This is a genomic window from Tolypothrix campylonemoides VB511288_2, assembly GCF_045999855.1.
GTDB classification, from domain to species: domain Bacteria; phylum Cyanobacteriota; class Cyanobacteriia; order Cyanobacteriales; family Nostocaceae; genus Scytonema; species Scytonema bouteillei_A.
In genome coordinates this window covers 195712-207446 of record NZ_JBFPMW010000005.1, presented here as the reverse complement: position 1 = coordinate 207446, position 11735 = coordinate 195712, and the positions used below count along the sequence as shown (strand labels likewise).

9 protein-coding genes are annotated in these 11735 nt (G+C 39.2%); 6 read left to right on the top strand and 3 right to left on the bottom strand.

Annotation, left to right across the window (positions count from 1 at the left end; genetic code table 11):
* The first annotated feature begins 46 nt into the window (after positions 1-46).
* Complete coding sequence (prmA, locus tag AB0756_RS17375; RefSeq protein WP_038085565.1) at positions 47-967, top strand: 50S ribosomal protein L11 methyltransferase; 921 nt, start codon at positions 47-49, stop codon at positions 965-967.
* Between the two features lie 515 nt (positions 968-1482).
* Here prmA and AB0756_RS17370 read toward each other — a convergent pair.
* Together AB0756_RS17370 and AB0756_RS17365 are read right to left on the bottom strand one after the other, a co-directional pair.
* Positions 1483-2091, bottom strand: coding sequence for a variant leucine-rich repeat-containing protein (locus AB0756_RS17370; protein ID WP_038085506.1), 609 nt, complete (start codon positions 2089-2091; stop codon positions 1483-1485).
* Positions 2092-2109: 18 nt separating this feature from the next.
* Positions 2110-4746, bottom strand: a complete 2637-nt coding sequence (locus tag AB0756_RS17365) for a hypothetical protein (protein WP_038085508.1) — start codon at positions 4744-4746, stop codon at positions 2110-2112.
* Between the two features lie 198 nt (positions 4747-4944).
* Here AB0756_RS17365 and AB0756_RS17360 point away from each other — a divergent pair, with 198 nt between their 5' ends.
* The 4 genes from AB0756_RS17360 (at position 4945) to AB0756_RS17345 (ending at position 10137) form a co-directional block, all read left to right on the top strand.
* On the top strand, positions 4945-5400 hold the full coding sequence (locus tag AB0756_RS17360; protein ID WP_038085566.1) for a hypothetical protein: 456 nt from the start codon (positions 4945-4947) through the stop codon (positions 5398-5400).
* 963 nt (positions 5401-6363) lie between these two features.
* Positions 6364-8427, top strand: a complete 2064-nt coding sequence (locus AB0756_RS17355) for an ATP-binding protein (RefSeq protein WP_202048631.1) — start codon at positions 6364-6366, stop codon at positions 8425-8427.
* A 5-nt stretch (positions 8428-8432) separates the two neighbouring features.
* On the top strand, positions 8433-9134 hold the full coding sequence (locus tag AB0756_RS17350; RefSeq protein ID WP_038085511.1) for a hypothetical protein: 702 nt from the start codon (positions 8433-8435) through the stop codon (positions 9132-9134).
* Complete coding sequence (locus AB0756_RS17345) at positions 9118-10137, top strand: ComEC/Rec2 family competence protein (RefSeq protein ID WP_202048632.1); 1020 nt, start codon at positions 9118-9120, stop codon at positions 10135-10137. The genes AB0756_RS17350 and AB0756_RS17345 overlap by 17 nt, the downstream gene beginning before the upstream one ends.
* A 272-nt stretch (positions 10138-10409) precedes the next feature.
* Here the strand turns inward: AB0756_RS17345 and trxA are convergent, their stop codons facing one another.
* Entirely contained in the window at positions 10410-10727 is a 318-nt protein-coding gene (trxA, locus tag AB0756_RS17340) for a thioredoxin (RefSeq protein ID WP_038085514.1), read from the bottom strand.
* A 145-nt stretch (positions 10728-10872) separates the two neighbouring features.
* On the opposite strand from trxA, the gene fabG reads away from it, so the two are divergent.
* Positions 10873-11634, top strand: coding sequence for a 3-oxoacyl-[acyl-carrier-protein] reductase (fabG, locus tag AB0756_RS17335; RefSeq protein WP_038085517.1), 762 nt, complete (start codon positions 10873-10875; stop codon positions 11632-11634).
* The last annotated feature ends 101 nt before the right edge of the window (positions 11635-11735 follow it).

The window sequence follows — 11735 nt, the reverse complement described above, 5'->3', positions numbered from 1 at the left end:
AGGGAATGTTTTTTATCCTTTATCCTTTACACTTGATACTTTAAATATGGCAAACACTTGGTGGGAAGTACAAATTCAATGCGAACCTGCGCTAGAAGAGTCTATCTTTTGGCGTTTGGAAAATTTTGGCTGTCGTGGAACGGCTAGTGAAAAGAAAGGGAGCAGTTTTTTAGTACGCAGTTATTTGCCGCAGTTTCAAGCGCATCTTTTGGATTTGGCAGCGCTGTCACTGTGGTTGCGACAAGATGCTCTGTGTATGGAACTTCCCATACCTGTGGTGCGGTGGGAGTTAATTGATGAGCAGGATTGGGCAAGTAGTTGGAAGCAATATTGGCAACCACAGGAAATTGGCGATCGCATTTTAATCAATCCTGCATGGTTGCCAGTACCGGAAAATTCCGAACGTTTGATTATTCTTTTAGATCCCGGTGTAGCATTTGGTACGGGAAATCATGCTACAACTCAGTTGTGTTTGGAATCTTTAGAAATGCGACTGAGCAGCGTACCTGAATCTTTTACAAGTCAAGAGCGGGCAAACGAAGATGTGGTAATTGCGGATGTGGGTTGTGGTTCTGGTATCCTTTCTATAGGAGCGCTATTACTGGGAGCAAAGAAAGCCTACGCAGTGGATACCGATCCTTTAGCAGTCAGATCGACTATAGAAAATCGTGCCATGAATGGTGTCAACCCAGAAAGTTTAATCGTAGCGGAAGGAAGTGTAGACGTTTTAACAAAACTAGTTCCGCAGCCTGTGGATGGTATCGTTTGCAATATTTTGGCAGACGTTATTATTAGTTTGGCACCAGAGTTTAGTGCGATCGTCAAACCCAGTACTTGGGGAATTTTCAGTGGAATTTTACTCGAGCAATCTAAAGCTGTTGCTGATGCTTTAGAGAAACACGGTTGGGTTGTAGCTACTCTTTGGAAGCGCAAAGAATGGTGTTGCTTAAACGTGCGACGATCTTAAGATTGTAATTAATGCTTAGAGATGATTTATAAAGTAGGTTGGGTTGAGGAACGAAACCCAACATTAAATCGAATTGTTGATAGGTTGACAAGAAAAAACACGACTGTGTGACAATTGGGGAAAATCTTTTTATTCCGTTTGTAGTAGGGCTTTAGCGCGTACATCGCAACTACAAACTAGCGGGAATATTCCAATTTTAGAAAAAACACCAAGCGATTGAAATCGCAGCTATACAAACCAAGTCCACCTACGTGGACTTAGTATGAAGTCCGCGCAGGCGGTGAGACCAGTGCTGGTTTCCCCCACCCTGGCAACTGGCGTATTGCGGGCATAGCTTCGCGATGCGAAGCGTCTCCGTAAGGAGATACCCGAAGGGACTTAAATTGTATAGCCCCAGAATTCTATTCGGAGGGCAATGTGCCAAATTGGGATGCTCCCCAAACTAGCAATGGTTATCTTTGGCAACTGACTTATCACCAAAACTTACAAGACAAGAGTTGAAAATTCTAAATTTTCTATAAATATTCTTTAATCAAACTGTTTTTAGCCGCAGCACTAACAGAAGGATTATTATCATTGGCTAAGTTCTTAAGAGTAGCAATGGGAGTAGAGGAATTATTTGCTACAGCAAAACGCACTTTTTCATTTCTATCTTTCGCTAATGTCTCTAAAGCATCAGTGGGAGTATTTTTGTTTTGAGCGGTTATCAATCGAACGTTATCCATTATATCTCGTGCTAACTTCTGTAAAGTGCTTTCAGAAGTTTGAGTATTAGCTGCAACAAAAAAACTTTTAGCTAAAGCAATTTTGATGCTTTCATCTGGTTGATGAATTGCCCATTCAAGAAAAAAGAGCGGTAGCTCATGATTTAGAAAAACTAAGTTATTTGATTGATAAAGTTCTGTTAAAAAGTTAGGATTTTCAAGCAATAACAGTGGTATGGCAGGATTATTTAAAACCTCTACTGGTAGAAAGTAGAATAATTGCAACAGTAAATCTGGCGGTGTATTGGGATTCTGGGCTACAGCCGAGCGAATAGTTGTATTGCCTTTTGCTGCTAATTCGCGCAAGCGTTCTGCTGGAGTATTTTGGTCTGATGCTTCTTCTTCAGGAGTTAATTGCATTGCAGCTAAAATGTAACTTTAAGATAATAAAAACGCTTTAGCAGCAGCGCGAACAACGCGGTTACTATCTTCAGTAAGATACTGGCGGATGCGGGGAGGCGTGTTAGGATTTTGAGCGATCGCATACCGTTCGAGCCAGCAAGAAGAGCGAAAGTTCTTTGCTAAAAACGAGCTAGGAGCGAGTGGGTTCAGGAAAACAATCAAGCGAGTAAAAGAGAAAGATTTGGAAGATTGGGCATAACCTTGTAAAAATTTCCCTACACTTTTGGAACCTCGTTGAATGAGAGTTTTAACGGCTGCTTGATGTACCTCGTTCCATTTCTTTTTACGGGCTAGTTGTTCGATAATGCTATCGGGAGTTTGGGGGTTCTGTGCAACAGCACGCAAAACTTCTTGAGTTTTGTCTTTGGCTAGCTGCTGTATCAACTCGATAGGCGTGTTCGGGTTTTGAGCAACACCAGCACGAACAATACTCGATCTATCTTTTGCTAACTGCTGTAAAAGGGGTGTAGAAGCGTTAGGGTGAAGGGCGAGGTTTTCGCGGATAAGTAACCATCGGCTTGTGGCTAGATTGGTAAGGATGTCTGATGGTGTTTCTGGGTTCTGCACGGTTTGCCACTGCTGTAAAATATTCCCTGGCTTATTACTATTTTGAGAAAAGTTTTGCTGGTAGCCCGCTATAGCTGCAAGTCTTGTATCTTTTTCCGTATCTTCTAGCAATTTTTCCAAAAGATTGACAGGAGTGTTAGGGTGTTTTGCAACTAGTGCGCGAAGTTGAGACTTAGGGTGTTTTGCCAGTTGCTTGAGAACATTTACAGGAGTGTTGGGATGTCGGGCAAGCGCTACTTTTATAGCACTATTATCAAGTGTGGCTGATTGTTCCAGAATGCTGCTGGGAAGATCGGAGTCTTGAATAATACGCTGGTAGAGATGAGCTAGGGCTTCTTTCTGAACTGCCGGATCGCGATCGTTAACGAGTTGTAGTAATATTGCAGCAGGAGTATTGGGATGCTGTGCTAACCATTGCCGATGTACGCCCTTTGCAAGATCTTCTAAAACAGGAGCAGGTGTACTTGGGTGACGGGCTATTATGAAGAGAACTCTGTCATCTTTTGTGTTTGCCAAGTTTTGTAAAATCTTACTAAGAAGCTCCGAATGCTCGGATGTTTGTTTAACTCTAAGAAGCACGGCATCTTTTACTTGTCCGCTCGTGTCTTTTGCTAAAATCTCTAAGGTAGAGAGCGGTGTATTCGGGTTGGATGCTACAGTTAGACGGACATTCCAGCACGGATCTTTTGCTAGCTTGGAAAGAGCTTTAACTGGGGTATCGGGATGACGCGCTACAGATTCTCGAACACCAGTGTTAGTATCCAACGCTAGTTTGTCCAAAACACGAGCAGACATATCTTGAGCAAGGGATAAATTCTTTAAAATTGTCTGATGGCTATTTTGCTCGTTCCAATTGGGTATGGTTAACTTGGGTAAGTCAAGACGGGTTTGCCAATCTTTCTTCAGTGCGAGTTCTTGTAATATGTTTTTTGGTGTATTGGGATGAATGGCAACCCCTTTGCGAATTTGCATCCACTGACTTGTAGCAAGTTTTTCGAGAGTATCTGCTGAAGTCAAAGGATTTTTAATTGCTGCTTGTTGCAGTTGAAACTCTTGCAGGAGTGCCAAAGGTATTTTAGGGTTACAAGCAACTGCTTCTCGAACAAGAGATTCATGATGTCCTACCAGTTCTTCCAGTACACTGATAGGAGTATTGGGATTTTCAGCTAAAGAAATCAGATCTTCGTTTCTCAAATAATTTTTATCCCCAAGGTCAGAATTTTTTGCTATCCGATGCAAAATGTCTTCGGGAGTACCAAGCTCAGAATTTTTTGCTATCTCAAGCAAAATGTGTTCGGGAGTATCGGAATCACCAACTAAAATCAGCCAAGTGTCTGGATGCAAAGCAGAAAGTAAATACTCCGGGATTGCTCCTATTTTCCATAACACTGCCTCTTCCTCGGTTCCATCGCTCAAGGAAGAAGTTTGCATTGCTGTTAAAGCTGCTTCCTCCCATCCCTCGCTCATCTCACCTGCCCAATTAACATGAAGCAAAGCCGCTTCAGCTACACTAGAAAGATAGCTTCCATTAACAGCGTTTTCTTCGTCAGCTTTATATTTTTCAATCAGTTTTTCCAAAACACTTTTGGGTGTTTTGGCATTCGCAACCACAGCCAACAATGCTTCCCAATCGGAATAATTTGAATTATCTACGAATGTAACTAAATACTCTTCTGGTATTGCCTTTGCCTTGAGCAGACTGCATAAAGTTTCTGTTGGTATCTCTTTTAGTAAGTTCGGATTTTCCAGCATGAGCAACGAAAACACTGGATTACTCAAAACTTCTTCAGGAAATTCCTCTCCTAATTTCCACAAAACTTGAGTGGGCGTGTTGGGATTGCTAGCAACGCATTGAAGGGTTTTTTTATCAGAACTTGACCCTAATTCCAACAAAAGTTGGGAGTCGGTATTTGGATTCTTTGCTACTAACCGCGCTAGTTCGGTATTCAACTTGGCTAATTCCAGCAATCGTGCAGCCGATGTGTTTTCACTGACTGCTTCTTGTTGAAGAACAGATTTTTCCAGAGAGTCGCGATCTTGATGCATAATAAAGTGATTGCAGGCAAATGATATTCCGTTTTAAGTATTAATTATCACTTTTTATGCTGATTTTCACTTGTATTTCCACTTAAAATGCAGCATTGGTTATTGGTTACCAGTCAAGAGTTACGCGATTGTTGTACGATCGCTTCTAATCTTGCGTGAATTCCTGCACCCATTAATAGAATTGATAGCAAAGACAATATGACAAAAGTGAATTGGTTAATTGAACGAAATATCTTTGATTTTGAAGAACAATTTTTAGAGGAATTGATAAGACAAGGATACACCTACAAAGAAACAAAATATCTTCAATTTCATCCTAAAGAAGCTTATAAATACTTTACCGAAAATGATTGTATTTTATTTAGAGGAACACTCAATTTAGGTCGAGATATCTTAAAGACTTCTTGGATTCCCGGAGCTTACATGGACGAAAAAAATCTTCGTTGTTCTACTTACTACACTTACTTTGGTCAATATTTACTCAACAACAAGTATTTCATGCTCTCCCTAGGAGAGTTGATCCGAAGGAGAGAAGAAATTCTTGATTACTTTAACTCTAATGGTGACTTATTTATCAGACCTGACAGTAACATGAAGCCATTTCATGCTGGAGTTTTTAACCTTCAAATCTTAAGTACTATGCTAAAAATATAGGTAATACAGTTAAGATAGCCGGACCTGTAATAGGGGCTGTTTTAGTTGGTGTTAACATTTTTGAAAAGATAGAAGAAGACAAAAAAGCTCAAGAATTATCCGATGCACGCCTCCAAATTACTAGCCAGTTTCAGGCAATAGCCAAAGACCTTGAAACTCAGGTTGAAGAACAAATTCAGCAGGTAAAAGAACATCTATATGGAGAGATTGAGAATAAAATTGTAGATATTCGTCAGAAGGAAGAAGAAGAAATTAGTTTCTCAAACAAATGGGTAGGAGAAATTGTAACATTGCGTCAAGATTTTTTTCAAATTCTTCAAGACATCAAACATTCTAACAGTGAAAGCTTTTAAATTTCTTCTGTACCTCTTTTTAACTTCTGTTTTTGTTCTTCAACATCGAATTGCCTTTCAGATGATTGTGTTGCGCGTCTAGCCAGTTGGAATTGGGCATAGCTTAAATTTACATCCTTAACACTAGGTTGGGGGATCTGCAACGCCTGGAATTCCCAAAATACCATTGAGTTGCGTAAGTTATGTTACGAAAAATCCTTATGGATAAACGAAAATAATTACACTAGCATTTATGCTTAGAAAAGTTCGCGTTTAACGTTGTCCAAGAGAATAAGGGATTGAACCAGTTCTTCTATTTGGAAATTAATCTATGATGGCATCATCACAGAGAAGGAGGAAGAAGTACTCGACTAGCGAGAGATCGCTACTTTTACCTAAAATGGGTAAAGGATATCTGAGGTGGGCGTAGCGATCGCTGAAAGATAGAGTTTTGTTTGTTAGGCTTGAGCAGAAGATTTAAAATTTTAATTAATAATCTCTATGCGTCACTCCAATATATCAACTCTTTATCCTTGTTCACAATTAGTCTGAGACAAGACAAAAGTTTATCAATAAATAACAGCGAATTAAATTCATCTAGTACAATTTATTGATATTTATAGCTAAATCAATGATGCATTTTAAGTTTTCACCAAAAATTCTACAAAGGCTGGGAGAAGAACTCGTTCCGAATCCAGACCAAGGAATCATCGAATTGGTTAAGAACTCTTATGATGCTGATGCTACTGAATGCACAGTAGAACTTATCAAAACTAGCGCTATAGGTGGCTCGATTATTATTTCAGATAACGGTTTTGGTATGGATAAAGATGCCATTAGTGAGGGATGGCTGGTGCTAGGTCGCTCGAAAAAAGCTATCCGTGAAGTTACTCAATTAGGTCGCTTACCTGTAGGTAATAAAGGATTAGGTAGGTTAGCGGCTCTACAGATGGGTTCTCAGGTACTTTTGAAAACTAGACCTAAAGATGAACCAGGAGTTGAATATTCTCTAACGATTAATTGGAATGATTTTCAGGAAGCTGATGTCGTAGAAGATGTTTCATTTGATGTCCTAAAAAGTAGTACAGATAAAAAGTATGGGACTGACATTATAGTTAGAAATCTTAAAAATATATTCACTAAGCGTGACATCCAAAGACTAGCTAGAGAGCTTTTATTGTTAGCAGAGCCGTTTGATAATCAGGCTGGTTTCCGTATTCAACTTATTGCTCCAGAATTTTCTGAGATTGAACAACAAGTTAATAATACTTACTTTAGTGATGCTGAATATCATTTGAAAGCTTATATAAATGAAGACGGGATTGCTGAAGCAAGTCTGTTAGACTGGCAGGGAAACGTAATTTTTCGTGCATTGCATAGCGAGCTTTCTCAAAAAACTTCTGAAGCTCCTTACAAAACACCTCCAACAGAGTTTGAATTGTGGGTATTCTTGCTAAATCCTCAAAGTTTTTCAGCGAGAAAAACTTCTGTCTCTGTCAAGCAAGTTAGAGAATGGCTTGCTCAAGCAGGGAATGTTCATCTATACCATCAAGGGCTGCGGGTAAAACCTTATGGCGATCCAGATGATGATTGGTTGAACTTAAATTATTCACGAGCGAGGAATCCAGAGGTACGTCCTTCAACAAAAACGGTTATTGGTAGAGTGATTGTTAATGACCCTAGCGATATGTTAATTCAGAAAACCGATCGGCTTGGTTTCATTGAAAATGAAGCTTTTTTAGAGTTAAAACGTTTCGCAATTGATGTGTTAGAGTGGATGGCTAAAGAAAGACTTAAAGTTACTGAAACGCAAAGAGAAAGAGTTAAGAAACAAATTCCTCGTGATATTACAGAAGCTAAAGCAAAAATTGAAGAAGTTATTGAAGCAAAAGTTCCTCAAGAATCTCGCCCTATAGTCCTAAAAGCTGTTGAGCAATATGAAGTTATAACAGAACGTGAAACCAAGATATTACGTGAAGACCTTCAGCTTTATCGCAGTCTTGCTACAGCAGGAACAACTGCAGCAGTTTTCGCTCATGAATCTGGCAAACCAGTGACTTTAATTGAAAAAATAGCTAAGAGAATAGAAAAAAAGGGTAAAGAAATTTTGGGAGAAAAATATCAAACTTACTTAGGAGATCCGGTTGAGATTCTTTATAAAGTAAGTCAATCATTACTACGCTTTTCTAATTTTCCACTGCATCTGTTGAAACGAGAAAAACGCCGTGCAGGTGTTGTCTATATTCACAATGTAATTGACGATATGATTGCACTTTTTGAACCTTTTTTTGATGAAGGCAAAATTGAAATTATCAAAGAGACAATTAATACAAATCCTTGTATTTATGGAAGCACTGCTTTGTTAGAAGCAATTATTACAAATCTTTTAACAAACGCTATAAATGCTTTTAACGTTACGGGTGGACGTATAGAAGGACGAAAAATAGTTATTAGAACTGAAATTGAAGGCAGTCATTTAAAAATTAAAGTTTTGGATAATGGTTCGGGAATTCATAACATAAAATTAGACGAAATTTGGCTGCCTGGTAAAACAACTAGAGAAGGTGGTACAGGTTTGGGATTGACAATTGTTAGAGATTCTGTAACCGATCTGGGAGGAATGGTACAAGCAATTCCAAAAGGTGAATTAGGTGGAGCAGAATTTATTGTAGAATTAACACTTGTTGGAGAGTAAATTTTATGATTGTAACACAAGCTTTACATGAAAAAATAATAGCTATAGTTGATGATGACACCACACAGGCTAAAGCAACAGTATGGGAAATAGAGGACGCAGGTTATAAACCATTTTTATTAGATAATGGAAATTTTCACAATGTCAATGACTTGGTATCTCTTATTAGAGAAAATGCTCAAGGTGCCGTGTGCGATCACCGATTGAGTAATTCGGGATTTGCTAATTTTTATGGAGCAGAATTAGTTGCGGCTTTATATGACATAAAATTTCCATCAATATTGATAACACAATACACAGAGATGGATACATCTTTTTCGATTAGAAAATGGAGACATAAAATCCCAGTACTACTTAGTCGAAAAGAAGCCAATGCTTCAAGGATTGCTAAGGGAATAGAAGATTGTACCTCAGAACTTTCTGGGAAAGTACCAAGTACCAGAAAACCTCGTAGAACGATAGTTAGGATTGCTAATATTGATGAAGAATCTAATGAACCTGTTGTAGATGCATTTGTTCCTAGTTGGAATCCCTATACGGCTGTTCGTTTTCCAGCTTCTCTGATTCCAGAGAATATTAGAGTTGCATTAAAACCAGATATGCGTTTATTTGCTTATGTAAACACAGGAGCAGAAAAACCTGATGATCTGTATTTTGAAAAATTTGAATTAGCACCTGAACCAGATGAAGATGATGGACTCACCTGAACTAATTATTTTAGATGTTGGACATGGAAATTGTGCGTTAATCAGAGATGCAAATGATGTAATTGTTATTGACTGTCCCCCAGGGGGTACGTTGGTAGAAACTCTTGAGCATCTATCTATTACAGAAATTTTACATATCCTCATTTCCCATTCTGATGCAGATCATATTGGAGGGATAATTGACTTACTCTCAAATAAAGATATCAAAGTTCACAACGTACATATAAACCCTGATGCAATTAAGAACAGTGCAATTTGGAAGGATGTACGTTATTCTTTACAAGATGCTCGCAAACGAGGAACTAAAGTTTCATCAGAATTAACAACAACAAAAACGGGGATTTTGAACATTGGTTCAGTCAATATAGAAGTCCTTGCACCCACACCTGAATTAAATTTAAGTGGTGCTGGAGGAACTGATTTACAAGGACGGCGATTAACTTCTAACTCAATATCAGCCGTTATCGGCATAGTTCACGATTCTCACAGAGTGGCCATACTAGCAGCGGATATTGATAGTGTAGGATTTGACAATTTGATTCAAGATCAAAAGACTTTGAGCGCTGACATCCTTGTTTTTCCTCATCATGGTGGAAGACCAGGACGTGGAAATGCTAAAAAATTTGCCGAGCAAATTTGTACTTTTATCAAACCAAAGTTCATCATATTCTCCATCGATCGCAATCGTTTTAATAATCCCCGTATAGAAATAGTAGAAGGTATTATTTCTTCAGTTCCAAATGTTCATATTTTATGCACTCAACTATCTCAACAATGTGCGGCTAGTCTTCCTAGTTCAAAGCCCACACATTTAAATAAACTTCCTGCTAGAGGGCTTAGCGGTAATAGCTGTTGTGGAGGAACTGTTACTATTAAAATAGATGGTCGCAGGACAACTTATGCTGAGATGACTTTACATAAAGAATTTATTGTTAATCAAGTAACTAGCCCAATATGTCGCAAGTTGTCATCTATAGTTAAACAGGATAATACAACTATTTAATTAAAATATCCGTATGTGAAAGCTCCGAAAATGATTATGGTTTCGAGCTTTTTTATTTAAAGCTGTTGAAATTGCTGAAAAAATTGAGACGGCTCCCTTGTCGTTAGAAGATTACCTATGGGCTTAGGGTGGGCAATGCCCACCCTACAAGAAATTTTGCAATCAACATGGAAAAACAGGAGGTGATTGAGTACAATTTGTGACACCTTTCTTCACCCCCCATTTTATTTAAACTTAACAAGTAGTACGCGTCATCCAAGTGGATGAAGTCGTTAAATTAACGTATTCAAATGTTGTATCAATTGTGGTGCTTGTACGACACCTTCAATCCGATCCACGGGCTGACCTTGTTTAAACACCATCAGTGTTGGTAAAGCTTCAATCCGATACTCTGTTGCCAGCTGGGGATATTTTTCAGTATCAATTTTGACAACTCTAATCCGCCCTTGGAGTTGGGCGTTGACTTGCTCTAGAATCGGGCTCATCATGTGACAAGGACCGCACCAGTCAGCGTAAAAATCCACTAAGACAGGAACATCAGAGCCAGATAGCATCTCTTCAAAGCTGTTGAATTGCTTTTTGGTAGTCATGTAATACCCACCAATTTTTTATAGTTTGATTTTTCAATGGTAATCTCTGCTAGCAGTTATCCGCCGAGTCTCAACGATTGTTTTTATTCTTGCACTCAGATAGCCCTATTATGTATAGCGCGACAACAATGAAAGGGAATACTCAATGGACTTATTGCCGGAGAATTTGCAAAATTTACGCGGACAAGTCGCTGTTGTGACTGGTGCTTCACGAGGAATTGGACGTGCGATCGCACTCGAATTGGCAAAACTGGGCGCGAACGTAGTCGTCAACTACGCCAGTTCCAGCAGTGCGGCTGACGAAGTTGTCAAGACAATTACCGATGCTGGAGGTCAGGCGATCGCATTACAAGCAGACGCAAGCAAAGCCGACCAAGTAGAAGCCTTAGTCAACACGGTCATGGAGAAACTCAGCCGAGTTGACATTTTAGTCAACAATGCAGGTATAACTCGCGACACGTTACTTTTACGCATGAAGCCAGAAGATTGGCAAGCCGTCATCGATCTCAACCTCACGGGAGTTTTTCTCTGTACTCGTGCTGTCAGTAAAATTATGCTCAAGCAACGTTCGGGGCGAATCATTAACATTACCTCCGTTGCAGGGCAAATGGGCAATCCCGGACAAGCCAATTACAGTGCAGCAAAAGCAGGAGTTATTGGCTTTACCAAAACAGTCGCTAAAGAATTTGCTTCTCGCGGTATCACCGTCAACGCAGTTGCTCCGGGCTTTATATCCACTGACATGACAAGCGACCTAAAATCTGAAGAAATTCTAAAATTTATTCCCTTAAGCCGTTACGGTCAACCAGAAGAAGTTGCGGGGATGGTACGCTTTTTAGCTGCCGATCCAGCAGCAGCATATATTACCGGACAAGTCTTTAACGTCGATGGCGGAATGGTAATGTAAAAAAAATTATGAATTATGAATTATGAATGCTGAATGATAAGTATACAATTCATATTTCATAAATTATGAATGCTGAATGATAAGTATAAAATTCATAATTC

Coding starts and splice junctions, on each gene's coding strand:
- fabG (WP_038085517.1), top strand. CDS start 10,873: ATGGACTTATTGCCGGAGAATTTGCAAAATTTACGCGGACAAGTCGCT.
- AB0756_RS17345 (WP_202048632.1), top strand. CDS start 9,118: ATGATGGACTCACCTGAACTAATTATTTTAGATGTTGGACATGGAAAT.
- AB0756_RS17370 (WP_038085506.1), bottom strand. CDS start 2,091: ATGCAATTAACTCCTGAAGAAGAAGCATCAGACCAAAATACTCCAGCA.
- AB0756_RS17355 (WP_202048631.1), top strand. CDS start 6,364: ATGATGCATTTTAAGTTTTCACCAAAAATTCTACAAAGGCTGGGAGAA.
- AB0756_RS17365 (WP_038085508.1), bottom strand. CDS start 4,746: ATGCATCAAGATCGCGACTCTCTGGAAAAATCTGTTCTTCAACAAGAA.
- prmA (WP_038085565.1), top strand. CDS start 47: ATGGCAAACACTTGGTGGGAAGTACAAATTCAATGCGAACCTGCGCTA.
- AB0756_RS17360 (WP_038085566.1), top strand. CDS start 4,945: ATGACAAAAGTGAATTGGTTAATTGAACGAAATATCTTTGATTTTGAA.
- trxA (WP_038085514.1), bottom strand. CDS start 10,727: ATGACTACCAAAAAGCAATTCAACAGCTTTGAAGAGATGCTATCTGGC.
- AB0756_RS17350 (WP_038085511.1), top strand. CDS start 8,433: ATGATTGTAACACAAGCTTTACATGAAAAAATAATAGCTATAGTTGAT.